Origin of the sequence: Kitasatospora sp. YST-16, from assembly GCF_026802215.1 — a bacterium.
GTDB classification, from domain to species: Bacteria; Actinomycetota; Actinomycetes; order Streptomycetales; family Streptomycetaceae; genus Kitasatospora; species Kitasatospora cineracea.
Map to the genome: position 1 here is coordinate 2,070,174 of NZ_CP113837.1, position 24,259 is coordinate 2,094,432.

General features: G+C 75.0%; 20 protein-coding genes. 8 read left to right on the forward strand and 12 right to left on the reverse strand.

The window, feature by feature from the left end; translation table 11 throughout:
- Window positions 1-286: 286 nt before the first annotated feature.
- The 3 genes from OU787_RS09405 to OU787_RS09415 all read left to right on the forward strand — a co-directional run bounded on the left by OU787_RS09405 (window position 287) and on the right by OU787_RS09415 (window position 3,636).
- The gene (locus OU787_RS09405; RefSeq protein WP_123818482.1) at window positions 287-559 is read left to right on the forward strand and encodes a hypothetical protein; all 273 of its coding nucleotides are present in this window, start codon (window positions 287-289) and stop codon (window positions 557-559) included.
- A gap of 120 nt (window positions 560-679) precedes the next feature.
- A complete protein-coding gene (locus OU787_RS09410) occupies window positions 680-2,119 on the forward strand; it encodes an FGGY family carbohydrate kinase (RefSeq protein ID WP_030458586.1) in 1,440 nt (479 codons plus the stop codon).
- Window positions 2,120-2,229: 110 nt separating this feature from the next.
- A complete protein-coding gene (locus OU787_RS09415; RefSeq protein ID WP_268659084.1) occupies window positions 2,230-3,636 on the forward strand; it encodes a glutamate decarboxylase in 1,407 nt (468 codons plus the stop codon).
- A 97-nt stretch (window positions 3,637-3,733) separates the two neighbouring features.
- Here the strand turns inward: OU787_RS09415 and OU787_RS09420 are convergent, their stop codons facing one another.
- From OU787_RS09420 to OU787_RS09430, 3 genes are all read right to left on the reverse strand, one after another.
- Window positions 3,734-4,882 (reverse strand): RNA polymerase sigma factor, encoded by a 1,149-nt coding sequence (locus OU787_RS09420; protein ID WP_268659085.1) that lies wholly within the window; start codon window positions 4,880-4,882, stop codon window positions 3,734-3,736.
- 145 nt (window positions 4,883-5,027) lie between these two features.
- Window positions 5,028-6,935 (reverse strand): DNA primase, encoded by a 1,908-nt coding sequence (gene dnaG / locus OU787_RS09425; RefSeq protein WP_268659086.1) that lies wholly within the window; start codon window positions 6,933-6,935, stop codon window positions 5,028-5,030.
- Window positions 6,936-7,016: 81 nt separating this feature from the next.
- A complete protein-coding gene (locus tag OU787_RS09430) occupies window positions 7,017-8,300 on the reverse strand; it encodes a deoxyguanosinetriphosphate triphosphohydrolase (RefSeq protein WP_268659087.1) in 1,284 nt (427 codons plus the stop codon).
- Between the two features lie 258 nt (window positions 8,301-8,558).
- Between OU787_RS09430 and OU787_RS09435 the strand changes: the two genes are divergently transcribed.
- Together OU787_RS09435 and OU787_RS09440 are read left to right on the forward strand one after the other, a co-directional pair.
- Window positions 8,559-9,182 (forward strand): ArsR/SmtB family transcription factor, encoded by a 624-nt coding sequence (locus tag OU787_RS09435; RefSeq protein WP_327059368.1) that lies wholly within the window; start codon window positions 8,559-8,561, stop codon window positions 9,180-9,182.
- Window positions 9,183-9,313: 131 nt separating this feature from the next.
- Entirely contained in the window at window positions 9,314-10,717 is a 1,404-nt protein-coding gene (locus OU787_RS09440) for an MFS transporter (RefSeq protein ID WP_442788626.1), read from the forward strand.
- A 72-nt stretch (window positions 10,718-10,789) separates the two neighbouring features.
- Here OU787_RS09440 and OU787_RS09445 read toward each other — a convergent pair whose 3' ends face one another.
- The 3 genes from OU787_RS09445 to OU787_RS09455 all read right to left on the reverse strand — a co-directional run bounded on the left by OU787_RS09445 (window position 10,790) and on the right by OU787_RS09455 (window position 14,624).
- Entirely contained in the window at window positions 10,790-11,542 is a 753-nt protein-coding gene (locus OU787_RS09445) for a sirohydrochlorin chelatase (protein WP_268659089.1), read from the reverse strand.
- 194 nt (window positions 11,543-11,736) lie between these two features.
- Window positions 11,737-12,081 carry a hypothetical protein gene (locus OU787_RS09450; RefSeq protein ID WP_268659090.1) on the reverse strand — a complete coding sequence of 115 codons (345 nt, stop codon included), beginning with the start codon at window positions 12,079-12,081 and terminating at the stop codon, window positions 11,737-11,739.
- Window positions 12,021-14,624: a tetratricopeptide repeat protein gene (locus OU787_RS09455; protein ID WP_268659091.1), complete on the reverse strand. Its 2,604-nt coding sequence runs from the start codon at window positions 14,622-14,624 to the stop codon at window positions 12,021-12,023. Before OU787_RS09455 ends, OU787_RS09450 begins: the two co-directional genes overlap by 61 nt.
- A gap of 451 nt (window positions 14,625-15,075) precedes the next feature.
- Here OU787_RS09455 and nirB point away from each other — a divergent pair, with 451 nt between their 5' ends.
- Both nirB and nirD read left to right on the forward strand, forming a co-directional pair.
- Window positions 15,076-17,703, forward strand: coding sequence for a nitrite reductase large subunit NirB (nirB, locus tag OU787_RS09460; RefSeq protein WP_035954255.1), 2,628 nt, complete (start codon window positions 15,076-15,078; stop codon window positions 17,701-17,703).
- On the forward strand, window positions 17,700-18,047 hold the full coding sequence (gene nirD, locus OU787_RS09465) for a nitrite reductase small subunit NirD (RefSeq protein WP_030458596.1): 348 nt from the start codon (window positions 17,700-17,702) through the stop codon (window positions 18,045-18,047). The genes nirB and nirD overlap by 4 nt, the downstream gene beginning before the upstream one ends.
- 96 nt (window positions 18,048-18,143) lie before the next feature.
- Here the strand turns inward: nirD and OU787_RS09470 are convergent, their stop codons facing one another.
- Both OU787_RS09470 and OU787_RS09475 read right to left on the reverse strand, forming a co-directional pair.
- Window positions 18,144-19,094, reverse strand: coding sequence for an SGNH/GDSL hydrolase family protein (locus OU787_RS09470; RefSeq protein ID WP_268659092.1), 951 nt, complete (start codon window positions 19,092-19,094; stop codon window positions 18,144-18,146).
- Window positions 19,095-20,036, reverse strand: coding sequence for a PAC2 family protein (locus tag OU787_RS09475; RefSeq protein ID WP_030458598.1), 942 nt, complete (start codon window positions 20,034-20,036; stop codon window positions 19,095-19,097).
- Window positions 20,037-20,689: 653 nt separating this feature from the next.
- On the opposite strand from OU787_RS09475, the gene OU787_RS09480 reads away from it, so the two are divergent.
- Window positions 20,690-21,445: a GNAT family N-acetyltransferase gene (locus OU787_RS09480; protein WP_268659093.1), complete on the forward strand. Its 756-nt coding sequence runs from the start codon at window positions 20,690-20,692 to the stop codon at window positions 21,443-21,445.
- Between the two features lie 219 nt (window positions 21,446-21,664).
- On the opposite strand, the gene OU787_RS09485 is transcribed toward OU787_RS09480, so the two are convergent.
- The 4 genes from OU787_RS09485 to OU787_RS09500 form a co-directional block, all read right to left on the reverse strand.
- Window positions 21,665-22,009, reverse strand: coding sequence for a transcriptional regulator (locus tag OU787_RS09485; protein ID WP_268659094.1), 345 nt, complete (start codon window positions 22,007-22,009; stop codon window positions 21,665-21,667).
- Window positions 22,006-22,503, reverse strand: coding sequence for a hypothetical protein (locus tag OU787_RS09490; RefSeq protein ID WP_268659095.1), 498 nt, complete (start codon window positions 22,501-22,503; stop codon window positions 22,006-22,008). Before OU787_RS09490 ends, OU787_RS09485 begins: the two co-directional genes overlap by 4 nt.
- Before the next feature lie 118 nt (window positions 22,504-22,621).
- Window positions 22,622-23,134: a ribonuclease gene (locus OU787_RS09495; RefSeq protein WP_268659096.1), complete on the reverse strand. Its 513-nt coding sequence runs from the start codon at window positions 23,132-23,134 to the stop codon at window positions 22,622-22,624.
- A gap of 30 nt (window positions 23,135-23,164) precedes the next feature.
- Entirely contained in the window at window positions 23,165-24,049 is an 885-nt protein-coding gene (locus OU787_RS09500; RefSeq protein WP_442788627.1) for an IS5 family transposase, read from the reverse strand.
- Window positions 24,050-24,259 lie beyond the last annotated feature (210 nt).

Genomic DNA, 24,259 nt, shown 5'->3' on the forward strand with positions numbered 1-24,259 from the left:
CACGGTGCTCGCTGCGGGACATACATTAGCGCACTCAGGGGGGTGTTCCGCCAATCGCTTTGCCCGGCCCGCTCCCCCACCCCGGGCCCGCCCCCACGGCGGGCCGGACCGGCGTGCCCCGCGCGCGCCCCGCGGTGCGGACGGGGATGCTGGTGCACGGCGGCTCCGGCTGGCCCGGACCCGCCACCGGCAGGGCGGTTCACGGCCCGGCCGGACGGGTAGACGCGGCACACAATCGCGCGGCGACGAAGGGTGGAACCCAGGCATGTGGAAGGTGTCGTTGATCGTGGGCCTCGGGATCGGGTACGTCCTCGGTACCCGGGCCGGGCGCGAACGCTACGAGCAGCTGGCCGGCGCGGCCCGGCAGGTGCGGGACAACCCCCGGGTGCAGGACGCGGCCGGGAAGGCCAAGCAACAGGCGGGCGCGGTGGCCGGGAAGGCCGCCGGGGCGGTCGCCGACAAGGTCGGCGAGAAGCTCCCGAACGCGCTGACCGACCGCGTCCCGTACTTCGCCAAGCAGCACGGCGGGGACGACGACTGGGGCACCGTCCGCCCCTGAGCCGGCGGACGCGGTCGGGCGGGGGCGGGCGGTCGCCGGACGGGGTGGTTCCGGTACCGACTGGGCAACACTTGCGGCAGTCGGGCCCGCCCCGGGCGCCGACTGCGGCATGATCTCGGCATGGCCATCGTCGCGGGCATCGACAGCTCCACCACTCGCACCCGGATCGTCGCGTGCGACGCCGACACCGGCGCCGTCCTCCGGAAGGGGCGGGCCCCACACCCGCTGCCCGAGGGCGAGGACGCCCGGAGCACCGAGGTCGACCCGCAGAGCTGGCTGCACTCGCTGGGCGACGCCGCCGCCGGGGGCCTGCTGGAGGGCGTCCGGGCGATCGGGGTCTCCGGCCAGCAGCACGGCCTGATCGGGCTGGACGCCGGAGGCGTGCTGGTGCGGCCCGCCCTGCTGTGGAACGACCCCCGCTCGGCGGGCGCGGCGGCCGCCCTGCTGGACGCGCTGGGCGGCCCGCAGCCCTGGGTGGAGGCGATCGGCGCGGTGCCGGGCCCCACGTACACCATCGCCAAGCTGCGCTGGCTGGCCGAGTTCGAGCCGGTGTCGGCGCAGCGGATCGCCGAGGTGCTGCTGCCGCACGACTGGCTGGTCTCCCAGCTGCTGGGCGGCCCGAAGCGGCGCACCACGGACCGCGGCGACGCCTCCGGCACCGGCTACTGGTCGCCGGTCACCGGCGAGTACCGGCAGGACCTGATCAAGCTGGCGCTCGGCCACGAGCTGGCCGTCCCGGACGTGCTCGGCCCGGCCGAGCCCGCCGGGCACACCCCCGAGGGGCTGCTGATCTCGGCCGGCACCGGGGAGAACATGGCCGCCTCGCTCGGCCTCGGCCTGGGGCTCGGCGACGCGGTGGTCTCGCTGGGCGGCAACGGCACGATCTTCGCGGTGCACGACCGGGCGGTGGTCGACCCGTCCGGCCTGGTCTCCTCGTTCGCGGACGCCACCGGCCGGCACCTGCCGATGGTGGCCACCCTGAACGCCGCGCAGGTGCTGCGCTCCACCGCCGCGATGCTCGGCACCGACCTGGAGGGCCTGTCCGAGCTGGCCCTGCAGTCCTCGCCCGGCGCGTACGGGATGGTCTTCCTGCCGTACCTGGACGGCGAGCGGACCCCGAAGCTGCCGCACGCGGCGGGCACCCTGACCGGGCTGCGGGCCGAGTCGATGGCGCCGCAGCACGTGGCGCGGGCCGCCGTCGAGGGCATGCTGTGCAACCTGGCCGAGGCGCTGGACGTGCTGCGCGGGCACGGGGTGGCGGTGAACCGGGTGTTCCTGCTGGGAACGGCCGGACGGCTGCCCGCCGTGCAGCAGATCGCGCCGCAGCTGTTCGGGCTGCCCGTGGTGGTGCCCCCGCCGGGCGGCGACCACGCGGCGCGCGGCGCGGCCCGGCAGGCCGCCTGGGCGCTCGCCGGGACGCCCGAGCCCCCGCACTGGGAGCTGCCCGACCTGACCGTGCTCGCCCCCGACCAGGAGCACGACCTGGCGGTCGGCGGCGCGGTGCGCCAGCAGTTCGCGTCCCTCCGCGAGCAGCACCACCCGGAGACCGCCGCGTCCTGACCGCCGCCGCCCGGCCCCGTCCGACCCCGGTCCGGCCCCGGCTGCCGCGGGTGCGGGGGCGGTGGGCCGGTGCCACCGTGGAGGTTCCACGAGTGGAGGGACGGTTCGCCATGGCGTTGCACAAGGGACAGGGCGAGGAGGAGCGCAGGCTGCCGTTCAGCCCGCTGCACGTGCTGACCGATCCGCTGGGCGCGATGCAGCTCGCCCCGGCGCTGCACCGGCTGCCCCAGGTGCCGGTCCCGCCGGACGTCGCCTACCAGCTGATCCACGACGAGCTGATGCTGGACGGCAACGCCAGGCTCAACCTGGCGACCTTCGTCACCACCCAGATGGACGAGCACGCGGACCGGCTGATGTCCGAGTGCCGCGACAAGAACATGATCGACAAGGACGAGTACCCGCAGACCGCCGAACTGGAGCGGCGCTGCGTGGCGATCCTCGCCGACCTGTGGCACGCGCCCGACCCGGCGGCCGCGGTGGGCTGCTCGACCACCGGCTCCAGCGAGGCGTGCATGCTCGCCGGGATGGCGCTCAAGCGCCGCTGGACGGCCCGCAACGCCGACCGGTACGCCGCCGGGGCCCGGCCGAACCTGGTGATGGGCGTCAACGTGCAGGTCTGCTGGGAGAAGTTCTGCAACTTCTGGGAGGTCGAGGCACGGCTGGTCCCGATGGAGGGCGAGCGCTTCCACCTGAGCGCCGAGGAGGCGGTGGCGCACTGCGACGAGAACACCATCGGCGTGGTCGGCATCCTCGGCTCCACCTTCGACGGCTCGTACGAGCCGATCGCCGAGATCTGCGCCGCCCTGGACGCCTTCCAGGAGCGCACCGGGCTGGACGTGCCGGTGCACGTGGACGGGGCGTCCGGCGGCATGGTCGCGCCGTTCCTGGACCCGGAGCTGGTGTGGGACTTCCGGCTGCCCCGGGTGGCCTCGATCAACTGTTCCGGCCACAAGTACGGACTGGTCTACCCCGGGGTCGGCTGGGCGCTGTGGCGGGACGGGGCGGCGCTGCCCGAGGAGCTGGTGTTCAAGGTCAACTACCTGGGCGGCGAGATGCCGACCTTCGCGCTGAACTTCTCCCGGCCGGGGGCGGAGGTGGTCGCCCAGTACTACTCCTTCCTGCGGCTCGGGTTCACCGGGTACCGCGCGGTCCAGCAGGCCTGCCGGGACGTCGCCGGGTACCTGGTCAAGGAGATCGCCGGGCTCGGGCCGTTCCGGATGATCACCAAGGGCGACCAGCTGCCGGTGTTCGCGTTCACCACCACCGACGGCTGCCCGTTCGACGTGTTCGACGTCTCGCGGCGGCTGCGCGAGCGCGGATGGCAGGTGCCCGCGTACACCTTCCCGGAGGGGCGGACCGACCTGGCGGTGCTGCGGGTGGTCTGCCGCAACGGGTTCACCCGGGACCTGGCGGACCTGCTGCTGGCCGACCTGCGGCGGCTGCTGCCCGAGCTGGAGCGCCAGCCCGCGCCGCTCGGCGAGCTGGGGATGCCCCGGCGCAGCGGCTTCCACCACTGAGCCGCTGCGGCTGCTGACGGGCGGGTCGGGCGGGGTTGGTCGGGCCGGGTTCGTCGGGGCGGGGTGGGCCGGGCTGTGGCGGGCGGGGCGCGGCGGGTCAGTCGAGGTAGCCGCGGAGCTGGTCGGCGAAGGCGTGGTCGCGGAGCTTGCCGAGCGTCTTCGCCTCGATCTGGCGGATCCGCTCCCTGGTCACGCCGAACAGGTGGCCGATCTCCTCCAGGGTGCGGGGCCGCCCGTCGTCGAGGCCGTAGCGGAGCTGGACCACCTGGCGCTCGCGCTCGCCGAGGGTGGCCAGCACCGCCTCCAGGTGCTCGCGCAGCAGCAGGAAGGCGGCGCTCTCCGCCGGGGAGGCGGCGTCGGCGTCCTCGATCAGGTCGCCGAGGGCGACGTCGTCCTCCTCGCCGACCGGGGTGTGCAGGGAGACCGGCTCCTGGGCCAGCTTGAGGACCTCCCGGACCCGCTCCGGTGAGAGCTGCAGCGCCTCGCCGACCTCGGCGGCGGTCGGCTCGACGCCGCGCTCCTGCAGCAGCGAGCGCTGCACCCGCAGCACCCGGTTGATCAGCTCCACCACGTGCACCGGCACCCGGATGGTGCGGGCCTGGTCGGCGAGGGCGCGGCTCATCGCCTGGCGTATCCACCAGGTGGCGTAGGTGGAGAACTTGTAGCCGCGCGCGTAGTCGAACTTCTCCACCGCCCGGATCAGGCCCAGGTTGCCCTCCTGCACCAGGTCGAGCAGGGTCAGGCCGCGGCCGACGTAGCGCTTGGCGACCGAGACCACCAGGCGCAGGTTGGCCTCGATCAGGCGGCGCTTGGCGATCCGGCCCAGCACGACCAGCCGGTCCAGGTCGCCGAGCAGGCGCTCGTCGGCGCCCGGGACGCGGTCCAGCGCCTCCTCCGCGAACAGGCCGGCCTCTATCGCACGGGCCAGCTCCACCTCCTCGACGGCGGTGAGCAGCCGGATCCGGCCGATCTCGCGCAGGTACTGGCGCAGCAGGTCGGCGGCCGGGCCGGTGCCCTCGTCCAGGGCGGGTTCCGGCGGCTCGTCGGCGAGCTCCTCGGCAGTGGGCTCTTCGGCGATGGGTTCTTCGGGAGCGGGGTCTGGCGCGGTGGGTTCTGCTGCGACGGGGCCCTGGGGGGTGGGGCCGGTGGTGTGCTCGGGGTCGGGCGGGCCGGGCTGGGGCGGGATGGCGGTGTCCCGGGCGGGGCCGGTCCGGGGCTGGCGGGCAACGGAAAGCTCCACGGGCATCCCTCCAGGGGCCGCGCGCGGCCTGGGGGTTGCCGCGCCACACCCGAGGGGATACCCAGCGCGGCGGGCCCGGGCACCTGCGAGCGGCGGTGAGGTGGCCGGTTGGCACTCGACAGGTGGGTGGGTGCCGGGAGTTGACGCCGGGTCAGAGCGCGGCGGCGCCGCGGGAGCGGAGCTGCTGGCCGTACTGCTGCAGGGCCCACAGCTCGCTCTGCACCGGGTGCTGCTGCTCGGCGGTGGCCCGGTCGCCGAGCCGGCGCAGGTGGGCGCGGACCTCGTCGATCCGGCGGTCCACGGCCTGCAGCCGGAGCTTGACCAGGAACTCCCCCGCGTACAGCTGGTCGGCCTTGCGGCGGGAGCGGATCGGCTCGACGGTCAGTTCGGTGACCAGGCCGCGCACCTGGTCGTCCGGGCTGGCCTCGCGGACGGCGGCGGTGAAGTCGGGCAGGCCCGCGCCGTACGCGGTGCCGCCGACCTGGCCGATGGCGCGGCGGACGGCCCGGTAGGGCGGGGTGGGGAACTCGTCCTCGCCGTACTGGTCGAAGGCCGGGCTGACCAGTTCGGGGTGCTGGAGGGCGAGTTTGAGCAGCTCGCGCTCGACGAACTGGGCCGGGTCGCGCGGGTTGAGCCGGAACACCGGCCGCTCGGGGCGGGCGGGCGGCTGGGCGGTGTCGGGGCGACGCAGGGTGCGCTGCTGGCCGTTCTGCTGGTTCTCGCGCTGCCAGCGGGCCAGTTGGGCAATCCGGTTGACCACGAAGCGCTCGTCCAGGATGCCGACCATGCCCGCCAGTTGGACCGCGTACTCGTGCTGGATCGAGCGGTCCTTGATCTTGACGATGATCCCGGCGGCCTCTTCGAGGGCGGCGGCGCGGCCCTCCGCGGTGTCCACCCGGTGCCGGGCGACGGCCGAGCGGAGCGCGAACTCGAACAGCGGGACGGGGTTGTCCACCAGGGCGCGGACCGCCTCGTCGCCCTGGGCCAGGCGCAGTTCGCACGGGTCCATGCCGCCCGGGGTGATGGCGATGGAAGTGCGGGCGGCGAACTTCTGGTCGTCCTCGAAGGCGCGCAGGGCGGCCTTCTGGCCCGCGGCGTCGCCGTCGAAGGTGAAGACCGTCTCGCCGCGGTAGGTGGAGGTGTCCATCAGCAGCCGACGGATGATCTTGATGTGGTCCTCGCCGAAGGCGGTGCCGCAGGTGGCGACCGCCGTGGTGACGCCCGCCAGGTGGCAGGCCATCACGTCGGTGTAGCCCTCGACCACCACCGCCCGGCCGGACTTGGCGATCTCCTTGCGGGCGAGGTCGATGCCGTAGAGGACGTTCGACTTCTTGTAGAGCGGCGTCTCGGGGGTGTTCAGGTACTTCGGGCCGTTGTCGTCCTCGCGCAGGCGGCGGGCGCCGAAGCCCACCACGTCGCCCGAGCTGTCCCGGATCGGCCAGACCAGGCGGCCCCGGAAGCGGTCGATCAGGCCGCCGCGCTGGCCCTGCGAGGCCAGGCCGCCGACCGAGATCTCCTTGTCCGTGAAGCCGCGGCCGCGCAGGAAGCGGACCAGGTGCTCCCAGCCGACCGGGGCGTAGCCCACCCCGAAGTGTTTGGCGGCGGCCTCGTCGAAGCCCCGCTCGGCCAGGAAGCGGCGGCCGATCTCCGCCTCCGGCGTGGCCAGTTGCTCCTGGAACCAGGCGGCCGCCACCTTGTGCGCCTCGACCAGCCTGGTCCGCTCGCCCTGCTGGTGGCGCGGACTGTAGCCGCCCTCCTCGTAGCGCAGGGTGATGCCCGCCTGGGCGGCCATCCGCTCGACCGCCTCCGCGAACGAGCAGTGCTCGATCTTCATCAGGAAGGTGATCGTGTCGCCGGACTCGCCGCAGCCGAAGCAGTGGAAGACGCCCTTGCCCGGGTGCACGTAGAAGGACGCCGACTTCTCGTCGTGGAACGGGCAGACGCCCTTCAGCTGCGCGCCGCCGCCGGCCGCCAGCTGCACGTAGTCGCCGACCACGGCGTCGATCGGCAGGGCGGCACGCACCGCCTGCACATCCTCGTCCCTGATCCGACCGGCCACCGGGAAAGTCTACGGGAGCGGGTGTGACAGTCCGGGCCCGCCGGTTCGGGGGCGGCCGGTGCGGGCCCGCCGGATCGGACGCTAGCCGACCAGCTTCGCGTGCAGGGCGAGGGCGGAGGCGTCGGTGAGGGTGGCGATCTGGTCGATCACGGTGCGCAGCGCGGCCCGGTCGTCCTCGGCCTCCGCGTACTGGGCGGCGAACACCGGGTCCAGCTGGTGCGGGGCGTCGGTCATCAGGGCGTCGGCCAGCTCGGCAATCACCACCCGCTGGCGGGAGCGGAGTTGGGCCTGCTCGTCGCGCTGCATCACGTACCGGACGGCGACCGCCTTGAGCACCGCGCACTCCAGCCGGACGCTGCGCGGAACGACCAGCTCGGCCGCGTACCGGGTGAGCGGGCCGGGGCCGTAGCGGGCCCGGGTGGCCTGCTCGGCGGCCAGGCAGAAGCGGCCGATCAGCTGGCTGGTGAGGTCCTTCAGGCCGGCCCGGGCGCGGGCGGTGCCGTCGTAGCCGGCCGGCCACCAGTCCTGGGCCTGCAGGCGGTCGAGGGCCTCGCCGAACTCCTCCGGCCCGGCCCCGGGGACGAACCGCTCGGCGGCCCGGAACAGCTCGGCGCGCTCCTGCGGGGAGCGCAGCGCGGCCGGGTCGACGTGGCCGGCCTGCAGGCCGTCCTCCACGTCGTGGGTGGAGTAGGCGACGTCGTCGGACCAGTCCATCACGGTGGCCTCGAAGCACTTGCGGCCGTCGGGCGCGCCGGTGCGCAGCCAGCGGAACACCGGCAGGTCGTCCCCGTACACGCCGTACTTGGTGGAGCCGGGGTCGGCGGGGTGCTGCCCGCGCGGCCACGGGTACTTGGTCGCGGCGTCCAGCGCGGCGCGGGTCAGGTTCAGGCCGACGCTGCGGCCGGGCCACGGGGCGAGCCGGACCTCGGGCTCGTCCAGCGGGGCGAAGCGCTTGGGCTCCAGCCTGGTCAGGATGCGCAGCGACTGCGCGTTGCCCTCGAAGCCGCCGCACGCCCGGGCCGCCTGGTCGAGCGCCTCCTCGCCGGTGTGGCCGAACGGCGGGTGGCCGATGTCGTGGGCCAGGCAGGCGGTCTCCACAAGGTCCGGGTCGCAGCCGAGCGCCGCGCCCAGCTCGCGGCCGACCTGCGCGCACTCCAGCGAGTGCGTCAGCCGGGTGCGCGGGAAGTCGCTGCGCATCGGGGCGACCACCTGGGTCGTCCCGGCCAGCCGGCGCAGCGCGGCGGAGTGCAGCACCCGGGCGCGGTCGCGCTGGAAGGCGGTGCGGCCGGGCCGCTTGTCGGGCTCGGGCACCCAGCGCGCCTCGGACTGCGGATCGTACGGAGCGGTCGGAGCGGTGTTCTTCATATGCCAGTCACCGTACGCCGGATGACGGACATTCGGTCCTGCGCCGCGCGAACGGGAGCGCGAACGGGAAGTGGCGGGTGGGCGGCGGTGGCGCGGGTGGGCGGCGGTGGCGCGGGTGGGCGGCGGTGGCGCAGGTGGGCGGTGGTGGCGCAGGTGGGCGGTGGTGGCGCGGGTGGTGGGAGCGGCCGTTCGAAGATTGCAGAGGATTCTCTGCAAAGAGGTCTATGCAGAGAGTTCTCTGCAACCTACGCTGGACCCATGAACGAGCACCGCCCCGAAGACCCGTCCACCGGCGCACCCGTCCCCGCCGGGGCGCCGCGCCGCAAGCTCGACGCGGGTTCGCTGCGCGGGCTCGCCCACCCGCTGCGGATGCGGCTGCTGGACGAGCTGCGGCTGAACGGGCCCGCCACCTCCGCCCGGCTGTCCGAGCGCACCGGCGAGTCCACCGGCACCATCAGCTGGCACCTGCGGCACCTCGCCGAGCACGGCTTCATCGAGGAGGAGCCCGGCCGCGGCACCAAGCGGGAGCGCTGGTGGCGCGCCGTGCCGGGCGCCATCGTGCTGGCCGCCACCGACTTCGACCAGGACCCGGCCTCGCGGGCCGCGCTCTCGGTCTACCAGGCCGAGAACCTGCGCCGGCAGTTCCAGCGGGTCGCCGACTCGATGGCCGCCGAGTGGGAGGGCGAGTGGCGGGGCACCGGCAGCGTCTCCGACTGGAGCAACCTCCGCCTGACGCCCGCCCAACTCCAGGCCCTCATCGACGACCTGGCCGCCGTGGTCGCCCGCCACACCCCCGATCCGGACGCCGCCCCCGACCCGGCGGCGCGACCGATGATCGTCCAGATCCAGGCGCTGCCCCGAAAGGAATCCGACCGGCCATGACCGCACCCGCCTCCGCCGACCGCCCTGACGACCGCCCCGCTGGTGGACCCGCCGGTGGGCCCGCCGACCGCTCCGTGACCGACGCCGGTGCCGCGCCCACCGGGCTGCTGCGGCGGCACCGCGACTTCCGGATGCTGTGGGTCGGCGAGACCGCCAACAAGTACGGCTCCGCGGTCACCGGGCTGGCCCTGCCGCTGATCGCGGTCAGCACCCTGCACGCGAGCACCCTCCAGGTCGCCCTGCTCGGCGCCGCCGGCTGGCTGCCCTGGCTGCTGATCGGCCTGCCCGCCGGGGTGTGGGTGGACCGGCTGCGCTGCCGCCCGATCATGCTGGTCTCGACCGCCGCCTCGCTGCTGCTGTACGCCACCGTCCCGCTGGCCGCGCTCGCCGGGGCGCTGACGCTCTGGCACCTGCTGGCCGTCGCGCTGCTCGCCGGGGCCGCCGGAGTGTTCTTCCAGACCGCGTACACCGCGTACCTGCCGCAACTGCTCGACCCCGCCGACCAGTCCGAGGGCAACGCCAAGCTGCACGGCAGCGCCTCGGCCGCGGGCATCGCCGGGCTGGGCAGCGGCGGCCTGATCGCCCAGCTGGCCGGACCGGTCAACGGGCTGCTGGCCAACACCGCGACGTTCCTGCTCTCGCTCTGGTGCACCGTCCGGATCGGCCACCGCGAGCCCGTCCGGAGCGAGCGGCCCCGCCGGGCGCTGCGACAGGAGATCGGCGAGGGCCTGCGCCTGCTGGCCTCCGACGTCTGGTTCCGCACCTTCGCGCTGTTCGGCGCCGCCTCCAACCTGGTCCTGACGGGCTACCAGTCGCTGCTGGTGGTCTTCCTGATCCGCGAGGTCGGCGTGAGCGAGGGCACCGTCGGCCTGCTGGTCGCGGCGGCCTCCACCGGCGGCATCGTCGGCGCGGCCGTCGCCCGCCGGATCGCCGCCCGGCTCGGCACCTCGCGGGCCATGCTGGTGCTGGAGCTCGCCCTGCCCGCACTGACCGTCCTGATCCCGCTGACCGGCCGCGGCGCCGGGCTGGCCTGGTACCTGGTCGGCGGGTTCGGCGCCTCCTGCGGGGTGGTCGCCGGGAACGTCATCAAGGCGACCTTCCAGCAGCGCTACTGCCCGCCGGAACTGCTCGGCCGGCTCTCCGCCAGCAGCGCGGTGCTCAACTTCGGTTCCATCCCGCTCGGCGCGCTGCTGGCCGGCGCCCTCGGCACCCAACTCGGGGTGCGGCCCGCGATGTGGCTGATGACCGTCGGCGTGCCGCTGGCGGCGCTGATCCTCTGGTGCTCGCCGATGCGCCACGTCCGCGACCTGCCCACCGAGCGCCGGGCACCGGTCGGCGGCAGCGCGGCACTGCCGCCGGTGGCGATGCGGGCCGCGACGGGCGGGACGGTCGGGAAGGGCGGAGCGCCCGGGAAGGACGGGGCAGCAGCCGACAAGGGCGGGGCAGTCGGCAAGGGCCGGGTTGCCGGGAAGGGCCGGGTTGCCGAGAAGGGCGCTGCGGCCGGTGGCGGGGTGTGCGCGCTCGACGCGGGCTGAGGGGCGGAACGGGCCGGAGGCGGCCCGGTGGTGGCCGGTCGGTGGTGCCCGGTGAGGGTGTGGCGGTGGGGGTCAGCCGGCCAGCCGGGCGGGGCGGCTGACGCAGGACTGGTAGCGCTCCAGGACCAGCCGGGCCAGGGCGGGGTGGTCGCCGAGCGGGGCGGAGGTCAGGGCTCCGCCGGCTGCGGCGGCCAGGCGGGCGAAGTCCCCCGGTGCGGTGAAGTAGGAGGCGACGGCGACCCGCGGGTGGCCCTCGGCGGTGAGTTCGGCGACCCGGGCGGCCACGCTGGGGCCGCCCGCCGCCACGTATCCCGGCCGGACGGTGACGCCCAGGCGGGCCGCGAGCAGTTCGGCCTGCGTACCGGTGTCCCGGGCGGCGTCCTGGTCGCGGGAGCCGGAGGCGGCCAGGACCACGGGCTCCCCCCGCCAGCCGGCCGCTTCGAGACGGTCGGCCAGGGCCTCGGTGAGCAACGGGTCCGGTCCGAGCGGCGGGGCGCACTCCCCCGCCAGGTGCGGTGCGGCGGACAGCGTCCGGGGGATGTCCGTCTTGCTGTGGTAGCCGCGGCTGAGCAGCAGCGGCACCAGGACCACCCGGCCGCTCAGCTCGTCCAGCACCTCGGGCAGCAGCGGGTCGTTCAGGCCGAGGTGTCCGAGCCGGATGTCCAGCTCCGGACGGGCCCGCCGCAGCCGGGCGTGCAGCCGGCCGAGTTCGGCGGACGCGGCCGGGTCGTGCGAACCGTGCGCCACCAGCACCAGGGCCGGGCGGCGGGCCGCGTGCAGCACCCGCAGCGGGGCGAGACGGCCGGGAAGCTGTGTGGTGGTCATACCGCCACCTTGCCGGACCCCTGTTTCGGCCCGGTTGCCCGCCGGTCACGGTCGGTTTCCCCGCCCTCATCCGGAAGGCCCGCGGGGGTGAGCGCGGCCCGCCACCCGGCCTCGGTGCCGGTGGTACGCCCGTACGGCCCACGGCCTGCGGGGCGCGATCCGCGACTCACGGCCGGTGGTTCACGGCCGGTGGTTCACGGGCAGCGTTCTGCTCGGGCCGGTGCTTCTGGCGTCCTGGCCGCTCCGGGCTGCCGGGGGACGCGCACGGGGAGCGGCGGTGCGGTGCCGGGTCGGCCGTCCCCGGTGGGCGCGGTGGACGTGGCGGGGAGGGGGAGGGCCGTGGGGACGGCGGCCGACCACGGTGCGGCGGGGACTGCGTCCGGTTCCCAGCCGTTGCCGCGCAGCGTGGCCGCCGTGGTGGGCGTGTCCGTCCCGGTGGCGGAGCGGGTCGGCTGCTCCCCCTGCTCGTCGAGCAGCATCAGCGCCTCCCGGTGGGCCAGCGGGTCACCCGCCTCGGCGGCCCGGCGGTACCACTCCACGGCGTGCTGCGGCCGGCGGCGCTCGGCGAGCATCCGGGCCGCCGCGAGCAGGGCGTCGCGGTCGCCCTCGTCCGCCGCCCTCCCGTACCAGGTGAGCGCGTCGTCGATCCGGCCCCGGCTCTCCAGCATCTCGGCGGCCTCCCGGACGGCCGGTCGGTCGCCGCTGTCTGCGAACCGCTGCACCCAGGCGACGGCCCGGTCGTCGCAGGTCGCGCCGGACAGCATCCGGGACGCCTCGCGCAGCCGCTCCGGCTCCGGGCGGTCGGTGGAGCGCAGCAGCAGGGTCGCCTCGAAGAACCGGCCGGCCTCCTTGAGCAGTTCCACCGCCTCGTCCAGCCGCACCGGCCCGGGCCGGTCGGCGGCGGGGGCGGGCACCGGTGCGCCCGGGCCGGCGCCGGGTCGGCCGGGGTCGGCCTGACCGCGGGGGCCGGTACCAGGTGCGGCGCCGGGTCGGCGGGAGCGGGCGGCTGCGGTGCGAACCGGCCGAGGCCCGGGGCGAGCGGAGCGGTGGCGGCCGGGGCGGGCACGGCGGGACGGCCGCCGGCCGCGAGGGCGCGCCGGTACCAGCCGGCGGACTCCCGGGCGCGGCCCAGTTCGCCGAGCAGGCGGCCGAGTTCGCGCATCGCGTAGACGTCGCCGCGGGCGGCGGCGCGTTCGTACCAGCGGACGGCGCGGGTGCGGTCGCCGTGCCGCTCCAGCAGGTCGGCGGCCTGGAAGAGGGCGGCCTCGCAGCCGGCTTCGGCCGCCTTCCGGTACCACTCCAGCGCGCCGTCCGGGTCGCCGTCCCGCTCGCACTGCTCGGCGCGTTCGCGCAGGGCCTGCGGGTCGCCGATGTGCGCGTACCAGGGCAGGTTGCCGTACTGGCCGTGCCGGGCGAGCAGGGCCGCGGCCTCGTGCCAGGCGCTCTCGTCGCCGGACCCCGCCGCGCGCTCGTACCAGGCGGCGGCCTCGTCTATCCGGCCGGCGGCCTCCAGCGTCCGGGCCGCCTCGTGCACGCCGGCCGCCGTTCCCATCGCCCAGGCCCGCTCCCACCAGGCGACCGCCCGGTCGATCCGGCCGGCCGCGGCGCAGAGCCGGGCGCAGTCGGCGGCGGCCTCGGGGTGCCCGTCGGCGGCGGCCCGTTCGAACCACTCCAACGCCTGGTCGGGGCGGCCGAGTTCGACGAGCAGGCGGCCGGCCCGGTGGCGGGCGGTGGGGTGGCCGGACCGGGCGGCCTCCTCGAACCGGTGCAGCGCCGGTGCGATCTCGCCGTGCCGGCCGAGCAGTTCGGCGCCGCGGCAGTGGGCGTCGGCGTCCCCGTGCTGGGCGGCCCGGTCGTACCAGTCGACGGCCTGGGCGAACCGGCCGTCCCGTTCCAGCAGTTCCGCCGCCCGGACGGCCGCCTCCGGCACGCCCCGGTCGGCTGCCGCGCCGTACCAGTCGGCGGCCTCGGCGGTGCGGCCCGCTTCGGCGAGCAGGTCGGCGCCGGCCGACAGCGCGGTGGGGTCGCCCGCTTCGGCGGCCGAGGCGCAGAGGCCGACCGCGATCCGGGTGAGCCCCCTGGTGGCCGCCGACCGCGCGAGGGCGGACCGGTCGGCGGGGTGGGCGTACCGGGCCAGGCACTCCCACAGCCCGGCCGGGACGGTACGTCCCTCCCGCTCCGGCCGCAGTTGCCGCACCAGGGCTTCGGCGATCCGCACCTCGGGCCCGCCCGCCGTCGCGGCCCGGGCCGTCTCCGCCCCGCGGGTCGCCGCGACGCCGTACGGTGCCCGGTCGGCGGCGGGCCGGCCGTCGGCGGTCCGGTTGCCGGTGGTGTCGCCGGCCGTCAGGAGCGCGCCCGTTCCGGGGACCGCCTTGCGCAGGTAGGCCAGCCCGTCGGCCACCCAGCCGGGGCGGAGGGCGTTGCGCTCGCGGGACGTCAGGTAGTGCGGGGCGGACGCGGCCAGCAGCGCCGCCGGCAGGACCGGGCGGTGGCCGAGGCGGACCGCGTCCAGCGCCGCGTCGACGACGGCGCGGGCGGCAGGTGGCGCCGAGCGGTAGCGGTTCACCAGCCGTGTCCCGGCCGGGCCCGGGCCGCCTGCGGTGCCTGCGGTGCCTGCGCCCGCGCTCCGGCGGACGCCGCCGCCGGTGCCGACGGCCGCCGTCGACCGGACCCGGTGGCCCGCACCGTCGACGCCCCGGACGGTCACCGAGCGCCGTACGGACTGGCAGGGCGTGCCGCCGGTCGGCTCGTGCGACGGGCGGTCGGTCTGCGGCTGGGTGAGCTGGGCCCGGAGGCGGTCGGCCTCCAGCAGGGCGGCCCAGTAGCGGGCGGGCCGCACCGGTCGGCCCGCGGCGCGGGCCAACTCCCCGGCGACCAGGGCGAGTCGGTCCGCCTCGCGGGGCACCGAGCGTCCGGACAGCCAGCCGTGCAGGGTGGACGGGCCGATGCCGCCGATCCGGGCCAACCGTTTCTGGGTGATCGTCCGGCCGCCGGCCCGGCGGGCCTCGTCCCAGAGCAGCAGGAGTTCGCGCAGCACCGCGGAGCGGGCCGCCCGGCCCCTCATCTGCACGTCTGTTGTCATGCCAGCTCCCGGCCGGACTCGGACCGGATCTTCGAATCCGCTCCCCTGCGTGCAGGGTACGCACTCCCGTACCCCCTCGTACCGAGTTCTCCGCGAATCGCGTCCCGGATCGGCGGTCCCGCCCCGCGCGGGGCCGGCACCTGCTAGGGGGGCCCGGCCGGGGAGGCCCGGGCCGGGCGGGGGAGCGGCCGCTCTCACAGCCGGTGCCCGGTGTCGCTGAGGCCGAAGTTCCGGCGGTGAAACAGCGCGGCACCGGTCGGGAAACACCCCCCGCGCATGCTCGGTGCCACGACAGCGACCGGGTCGCGGGCCATCGGAGGCCCGCCCGGTCGGGCCTCCGGCGGGACCGGAGGTGCGCCGCACCGCGGGCCGACCGCGGCTCGCCGGCGCCAGGTCGGCCCGCCAGCTCCGACTGCCACCGTCCGGAGCGCGATCTCGGAGGGACTTCCCGATGACCACCACCAAGCCCACACTGCTCCTGGTCGGCTACGGCATGGTCGGCCACCGCTTCCTGGAAGCCCTGGCCGACACCGGGGCGGCCGCCCGCTACCGGGTCGTCGTCCTCGCCGAGGAGCCCCGGCCCGCCTACGACCGGGTCGGCCTGACCTCCTACTTCTCCGGCCGGAGCGCGGACGACCTGCTGCTCGCCGAGGAGGGATTCACCGATCGGCACGGGTTCGAGGTGCACCTCTCCTCCCCCGCCGTCTCGCTCGACCCGGCGGCCCGGACCGTCACCACGGCCGCCGGGCGCACCCTCTCCTACGACACCCTGGTGCTGGCCACCGGCTCCTACCCCTTCGTTCCCCCGGTGGACGGCCGGGACGCCGAGGGGTGCTTCGTCTACCGCACCATCGAGGACCTGCAGGCGATCGAGTCCTACGCGGCCGGGGCCCGGGTCGGTGCGGTGGTCGGCGGCGGGCTGCTCGGGCTGGAGGCCGCGGGTGCGCTGAAGGGCCTCGGCCTGGAGACCCACGTGGTGGAGTTCGCGCCGCGCCTGATGCCCGTCCAGGTCGACGACGCGGGCGGCACCGCACTGCGGCGGACCATCGAGTCGATGGGCGTGGTCGTGCACACCGGCATCGGCACCAAGGCGATCACCGTCGCCGAGGGGCGCGCGGTCGGCATGTCCTTCACCGACGACTCCGAGCTGGCGACCGACCTGGTGGTGTTCTCCGCCGGGGTCCGCCCCCGCGACCAGCTGGCCCGCGAGGCCGGTCTGACGGTCGGTGAGCGCGGCGGCATCGCGGTCGACGAGCACTGCCGGACCTCCGACCCGCACGTCTTCGCCATCGGCGAGTGCGCCCTCGCGGTGGACGGCCGGGTGTACGGCCTGGTCGCCCCCGGCTACGAGATGGCCGTCTCGGTGGCGCGGCAGCTCGCCGAGCAGGCCGCGCAGCCGTTCACCGGCGCGGACCTCTCCACCAAGCTCAAGCTGCTCGGCGTCGACGTGGCCAGCTTCGGCGACGCCTTCGGGCGGACGCCCGGCTCGCTCGACGTGGTCTACTCCGACTCCCGTTCCGGCGTCTACAAGAAGCTGGTGGTGACCGGTGAGGGGGCGCTGCTCGGTGGCATCCTGGTCGGCGACGCCTCGGCCTACGCCACGCTCCGCCCGCTGGCGGGCACCGGGCGGCCGCTGCCCGTCCCCGCCGAGTCGCTGGTGCTGCCGGCCGGCGCGGACACCGCCGTCTCGCTCGGCAGTTCCGCGCTGCCCGACGACGCGGTGATCTGCAGCTGCAACAACGTCACCAAGGGTGCGATCCGGGCGGCGGTCACCGATCACGAGTGCACCACCGTCCCCGAGGTGAAGAAATGCACCCGGGCGGGCACCAACTGCGGCTCCTGCGTGAAGCTGCTCGGCACGATCGTCACGGACGAGCTGGAGGCCGGCGGCGTCGAGGTCGACCGCGGTCTGTGCCCGTGCTTCGCCCACACCCGCGCCGAGCTCTACGAGATCGTCCGGGTCAAACGGGTCGCCACCCACCGCCAGCTGCTCGCCGAGCACGGCCGGGTGCCGGAGGGCGCCGAGGGCTGCGAGGTCTGCAAGCCGACGGTCGCCTCGATCATCGCCTCGCTGGCGCCCGAGCTGGAGGCCTCCGGGCACATCCTGGACGGCGAGCAGAGCAGCCTCCAGGACACCAACGACCACTTCCTGGCGAACCTGCAGAAGAACGGCTCCTACTCGGTGGTGCCGCGCATCCCCGGCGGCGAGATCACCCCCGACAAGCTGATCGTGATCGGCGAGGTGGCCCGGGAGTTCGGCCTCTACACCAAGATCACGGGCGGTCAGCGGATCGACCTGTTCGGCGCCAGCGTGGACCAGCTGCCGATGATCTGGAGCCGGCTGGTCGCGGCCGGCTTCGAGTCCGGCCACGCGTACGGGAAGTCCCTGCGCACCGTGAAGTCCTGCGTCGGCTCCACCTGGTGCCGCTACGGCGTGCAGGACTCGGTCGCCATGGCGATCCAGCTGGAGCTGCGCTACCGGGGTCTGCGCTCGCCGCACAAGCTCAAGTCGGCGGTCTCCGGCTGCGCCCGCGAGTGCGCCGAGGCCCGCGGCAAGGACTTCGGCGTCATCGCCACCTCCAACGGCTGGAACCTGTACGTCGGCGGCAACGGCGGTGCCACGCCCCGGCACGCCGACCTGCTCGCCCAGGACCTGGACGACGAGCAGCTGGTCCGCCTGATCGACCGGTTCCTGATGTTCTACATCCGCACCGCCGACCGGCTGGAGCGCACCTCCGCCTGGCTGGAGCGGATCGAGGGCGGTCTGGCGCACGTCCGCGAGGTGGTGGTCGAGGACTCGCTGGGCATCGCCGACGAGCTGGAGTCGCTGATGGCCCGCCACATCGGCGACTACCAGGACGAGTGGGCGGCGACCCTGGCCGACCCCGACCGGATGCGCCGGTTCGTCTCCTTCGTCAACGCCCCCGGAGTGCCCGACCCGAGCATCCGGTTCGTCCCCGAGCGCGACCAGGTCAAGCCCGACCTGGTGCTGCTGGCCAGCGCGGAGCAGTTGCTCGCCGCCCTCGACTCCGACCGTTCCCCGTTCCCGGCCGCCCGCATCCTGGAGGAAGCCCGATGACCGCCACCGCCTCTGCCACCCGGATCGAACTCCTCTCCGCCTCCGGCTGGTCCCCGGTCTGCGACTGGGACCTGCTGGTGCCCGGCCGCGGCATCGCCGTCCTGCTGCCGGACGGCCGCCAGGTGGCCGTGTTCCGCGACGGCAACGACCGCCTCTACGCCGCCGACAACCGCGACCCGTTCACCGGCGCGTACGTCCTCTCCCGGGGCCTGCTGGGCTCCACCGCGGACGGCCGGATCTACGTGGCCTCGCCGCTGCTCAAGCAGCGCTTCGACCTGGTGACCGGGGAGTGCCTGGACGACGAGGACGTCCGGATCGCCGTCCACACGGTCCGCGCCGCCTGATCCGGCGGACTGCCCGGTCCGGCGTGCTGCCCGACTGACCCCGTCCCAGGTCTCGTCCCTGACCTCGTCCCCGTCGTCCCGCCGACGGGGACGAGGTCAGTGCTGCTGTCCGAGCGCGGCCAGGACGGCGGCGGCCATGCCCTGCTGCCCCTGGGCGTTCGGGTGGATCGGGGCCAGCCCCTGCCCGGCGGCGAGGGGCTCTATCCAGCGGGTGCCGGCGGCCTCGCACATGTCGTGCCCGGTGGACGGGGCGTAGGTGTCGACGAAGGCCACCCCGGCGGCCTCGGCCCGCTGCCGGAGCATGCCGTTCAGCTGCCGCTCCTGTTCGACGACGAAGCCGATGTCGGCGCCCGAGATCCCGTCGCCCAGGGTCTCGGCGCAGAGGGCCGGGTCCTGCGGCAGCAGGGCCGGGTACCCGACGAGCAGCACCCGGGCCTGCGGGGCCCGCCGTCTGACCTCGTCGAGGGCCGCGGTGAGCCGCTCGCCGGTGTCCGCCATCCGCCGCTGGACCTCGCCCTGCCCGGCGCCCGTCGTGTAGTACGCCCGGCAGGGCGCGGCGTCGCCGTGGCCGGTCAGGCTGTGCCGGACGTTCTCGACCGCGCAGCGGCCCAGGACGTCGAGGAAGCCGGCGTCGTTGCCGCCGATCCCGAGCGTCACCAGCCGGGTGGCCGCGCCGAGCGCGGCCAGCTGCGGCGGGTTGGTGCCGTCGTCGGTGCGCTGGGCGGCCGTCAGGTCTCCGGTGCGCGCGCCGCTGCAGCTGACGTCGGTGAAGTCCTTGAGGTCGAGCTGCCGGGCCACCAGGGACGGGTAGTTGGCGCCCGAGCGGCCGCAGCCCTGCGGGGCTCCGCCCTGGGGCGGGATCCGCAGGCCGGCGGTGTAGGAGTCGCCCAGTGCGACGTACGGGCCGGTGACCGGGGTGGCGGAGGGCGTCGGCGAGGCCCGGTCGGGCTGCGGGGCCGGGGATGCCTTCCCCGCGCCGCACCCGGCGGTGCCGATCAGAGCGGCGCCGATCAGGACCGCCGCCGCGGCCCTCCTCCGGTGGCGCACCTACTCGGCGCCGCGCTCGTGCTCGGCCAGGAACTCCTCGAACCTCCGGCCGAGTTCGTCGGCCGAGGGGAGGTCGCTGGACTCGGCGAGCAGGCTTTCCCGGTCGACGGCGCCGGAGACCGCGTCGTACTGGCCCTCCATGCCCTGGATCGCCGAGCGCAACTCGCCGTCGCCCTGGGAGAGCTGGTCCTCGATCTCGGCGTAGACCTCGTTGACCCGGGCGCGCAGTTCGCTGCCGGGCAGGACCAGGCCGGTCGCGGACTGGACGGCCTCCAGGATCGTCACCGCGGCGGCCGGGTAGGTCGAGCGGGCGATGTAGTGCGGCACGTGGGCGGCGAAGCCCAGCACGTCCTGCCCGGCCTCGGTGAGCCGGTACTCGACCAGGGCCTGGGCGCTGCCGGGCACCTGGGCCTGGTCGAACCACTTGGGGTGGCCGGCCGCCAGGTCGACCCGGTTGCCGTGCGGGGTGAGGCCGACCGGGCGGGTGTGCGGGACGCCCATCGGGATGCCGTGGAAGGAGAGCGCGAGCCGGACCTCGAACCGCTCCACCAGGTCGCCGACGGCGGCCGCGAACAGCTCCCACTCCGTGTCCGGCTCGGGGCCGGAGAGCACCAGGAAAGGCGCCCCCACCGAGTCGCGCACCAGCTGGAGCAGGATCTCCGGCGGGTCGTAGTCCGTCCAGCTCTCACGGTCGAAGGTCATCGCGGGGCGGCGGGCCCGGTAGTCGACCAGCCGGTCGTGGTCGAACCTGGCCACCACCTGCGGGGACCCCTGCTCGAGCAGGTGTGCCACGACCTGGCCGCCCGCCTCGCCGGCGTCCATGAAGCCCTCGAGGTGGTACAGCAGCACCAGGCCGGTACCGGCCTCGGCGGCGGCCCGCGCCGCCGCCAGGGCGGTCACGCCCTGGGGCTCCAGCTCGTACAGCTCCTTGGGATCACGCACGGCGCACCCATCCCCGTTCCGTCTCGTCGTCTCGGAATGCTTTCGGATCTGATCTGTCCAGCGTGCGGGGGCCCGTCGACATTCCCGCCCCCGCACGAGTCTTCACGCCGTCTCTGGAATCCTCTCACCTCCCGGCAAAGCCCCTGGTCGCGGGCGTGGCGCCCGGCTCGGCCGGCCGGCCGGCGGAGCGCCCCGGCGTGCCGGGGGGAGCCGTACGCCCCCGCTGGCGCGCCGCGAAGTGACGCACCGCCTCCGGGCGGGTATCGTCCTCTCGCTGCCTCGCATCGTCGCGTCGTCGCGCCACGCCGTCTGTCACGTCGTGGGCCACGCCCCGGTCCGTTGCGATGCCAGCCATCCAACGCGCACCTTGCCTTCACCTGGCCGCCTGCTTCGCTTCGTGATCTCGTTTCTCTCTCGGCCATCTCGCGGACGCACACTGTCCCGTCGCTCATCCCGCCGGATCGGTCCGTCGACCCGTGTCCGTACCGGCACCGCGCTGCCCGCCTCCGGGCTGCCGTCCCGCCGCACGCCCGAGCCTCTGGCGTAGCGCCCCCGGGCGGCCGTTCCCCCGGGGCCGGGGCGATACGACCACTGCCCGTTCACCGCGAACCCGGTGCGCGGGCCCCGACGACCGCCGAAGGACCGAAGGATCCGTGCCCGTACCCGTCACCCTCTACGGCCGCACCGTGCGGCTGGAGCCCCTCGCCGAGCACCACGCCGCGGCCCTGGCCGTGGCCGGCTCCGAGGACCGTACGACCTACGCCTTCACCCCCGTTCCGCACGGCCTGGAAGCCGCCCGGGAGTACATCGCGCGTGCCCTCGCCGATCGGGCGGCGGGCCGGTCGATGCCGTTCGCCACGGTGAGCACCGCCGACAACCGGGTGGTGGGCTCGACCCGGTTCCTGGAACTCGACTACTGGCAGGGCCCGCTGGTCTGGCCGCCCGCGCCGGGCGTCCCGCACGGCGACCCGCTGGAGGCGGTGCCGGACGCCGCGGAGATCGGGAACACCTGGCTGTCCCCGCGGGCGCAGGGCACCGGCATCAACACGGAGGCGAAGCTGCTGATGCTGCGGCACGCCTTCGAGGTGTGGCAGGTGCAGCGGATCTCGCTGCGGGCCGACGCCCGCAACACCCGCTCCCGGGTCGCCATCGAGCGGCTGGGCGCCACCTCCGAGGGCGTCCGCCGGGCGCACTCGCGCGGTCTGGACGGGGTGGTCCGGTCCACCGCGTTCTACTCGATCCTGGACGAGGAGTGGCCCGCCGTCCGGGACATCATCGAGCTGCGGATCGCCGCCGCGACCTCGCCCAGCGCGCCGGACCCGGCGCCGCTCAACCAGGAGTGCCTTAGACACGGCAGCCCCCTGGTCGCCGATCCGATGACCGGTGACTCCCTGATGCCGGCCGCCTGAGCCGGCCGACCGGTCCGTTCCGGTCTTGCTCGTCCCGGCCCGGGGCGGGTACGCGACGTCGGCGATGTCGTGTGCCCGCCCCGGCCGGTTCTCCTCCGGGGTTTCTCGGCACTCTGTCGAGTTGTCAAGGAGCGCGGACAGCACGGGGGTTCGGCCACCTCCGCTCCTGGGTGTGATCCTGCTGACACTGCGTCGGCCCGCTCCACCCTCCGCCCCGGCTCAGCCTCCGGCCTCGGCCCCGTCCGTGCTCCCGTCCGGTGCGGACGCGGAGCCGGCCGCCTCCGCGGCGGCGGCCATCTGCTGGAGCGCCCCGAGGTGCGCGGCCAGCACGGCACGGCCCTGCGCCGTCGCGGAGAGCCAGGTACGGGGCCGCTTGCCGACGTAACCCTTGCGGGCCCGCAGGTAGCCGGCCGTCTCCAGGCCCGCCGCGGTCTTGCTGAGCACCGAGTCCGAGACCTGGCAGTAGTCGCGGACGACGGAGAACTCGGCCTCCTGGCATCCGCTGAGGAAGGCCAGGACGGTGAGCCTGGTGGGCTGGTGGAGTATCGGGTCGAGCCCGTTCACCGCTCGCTGCTCATGCTCTGCTCCTTGACCTCTCGATTGGCCATCGTGATGACGCCCCAGACGGCCAGGCCCGCGACCACGCCGGCAGCGGCCATGGCCCACCCCTGGTCGTCGGTGGCCAGCCGGGTGACGAGCCAGGCCAGCACCGCGGCCAGGATCGTCAGGCCGAGCGCCCGCAGGACGTTCGGCGGGACCTTGACCTTCTCCAGCCGCGCGGCGACGCCGCTGGAACGCATGGCCACCCGCACTATCGCCGCCAGCACCGCCATCAGGCCGGCCGCGCACAGCGGTATCAGCCACTGCGCCTGCCGCTGGAAGCTCTGCCCGATCGCCGCGCAGTAGACCGCGAGGGCCGCGCCCACCCCGGGGCCGTACCACCAGGGCATCGGCGCCGGGCGGCGGGCGGCGGCCTGCGCGCGCTCGGCGAGCGCCAGTGCCTCCGCGGGCGTGAGCCCCTCGGACTGCTCGTGCGCGTGCTGCTTGTCGTCAACCATCGGATCCCCCGAGCGGACATGCCGTCGGATCCGGCCCGCTGCCGGATCAAGTGCTACCACTCTGGCACATACTTTCCAGGTGGGAAAGTAATTTTCCGACGGACCGTCAGCGGGGTGCTCAGCAGCGCGGATCGATCTCCTGGAAGGTCGCGTAGTGGTCGGCCGTCCAGTACTGCTCGCCGACGCCGCCGGTGACGATCCGCCTGGTCCCGCGGTCGTCCGACCCCGGCGTGACCACGGTGAACTCGTGGTAGTAGCCGCTGCCCTGACGGGGCAGCCGACTCTCCCGGTTCTCGAAGACGATGCCATCGGAGCGGTACGGGTAGGGGCCGCCGTGGGCAATCAGGCCGAGCGTGTCGAGGGCCTGCGCGGGCAGCTTGCTGCGGCAGACGTCGGCCAGCGCCGAGCTGGTGGGCACCCAGCTGCCCTGGGCCGAGGGCGACTTGGCCGGGGCCGAGGGCTTGGGCGCGCTCGCGGCGCCGCGGCCGGTGGTGGCGGACGCGCCGGACGGGGACGGCGCGCTGCTCGCGCCGCCCGGGTGGTTCCCGCCGTTCAGCAGGACGGCGACGCCGGCGGCGATACCGAGGAGGACCACGGCGACAAGGCTGATCAGGCGGTTTCGGCTGTTCATGCCCTCAGAAAGTGTGGGGTAATTGGCTGGCTACTGATCGTTGAGGTCGTCGGCAAGGCGGCGGGCTGCTTCGGTCTCGATGGGACCGCGTGGTTCGATCTCCTCGCCGGCGAGGCGGGCGGCCATGAGGCGGATCATGGCGACCTTGATCATCGCTTCGGCGTGCGCGGTCTTGCGCTCGTAGTCCCTTGCCAACCGTCTGCACCGTCCCAGCCAGGCAAATGTCCGCTCCACCACCCACCTGCGGGGCAGCACCCGGAAGCCTTTCACATCCGCGTTGCGCGGCACCGCCACGATCTCCAGGCCCTCGTGCGCCGTGGCCCAGCCGACCAGGCCGGCGTCGACGACATTGACGTAGCCGCCGTCGACCCAGACCAGCCCGACCTGCGGGAACAGTTCCCGGATGCCGGTGAGGACCAGCTTCGCGCCCGCCCGGTCCTGGACGGAGGCCGAGTGCACCACCGCCCGCAGGACGAGGCCGCAGGTGTCCACCAGCAGGTGCCGCTTGCGGCCGCGCACCCGCTTGCCGGCGTCGTAGCCGATCGCCTGTCCGCCTTGGTGGCTGCGGGCCGACTGCGAGTCGAGCACCGCCGCCGAGGGCTGCGGGTCGCGTCCGTCGGCGGCGCGTACCTTCTCGCGCAGTGCGTCGTGGACCCGGTCCCAGGTCCCGTCCGCACTCCAGGCGCGAAACCACCGGTAGGCCGCGTCCCACGGGGCGAGGTCGTGCGGGACCAGCCTCCACGCGCAGCCACTGACCAGCACGTACAGCACGGTGTCCACGACCAGCCGACGCGAAAACTTCAACGGCCGGCCCGTCCTGCGCGGATCGCGTCGCGGCAGCAGCGGCTCGATCACAGCCCACTGAGCATCCGTCAGAGACGACTCGTAGGACGGCTTGCACGCACAGACACACATAGCGGCGATCATCGTGGACACCTCGACCGAGACGACCACCGCCAGTGATCACGCCACGCAGTTGATCAATTACCCGACACTTTCTCAGCCTGCCGCACCGGCTCACCCGGACGGCGGTACGGCGCGCACCCGGCGGGCGGACGGTGGCGAGCGAGGGACGGCCAGCGATCGGCGTCGGCGGTCGGCGGTCGTGCCGGGAAACGCCGCCGG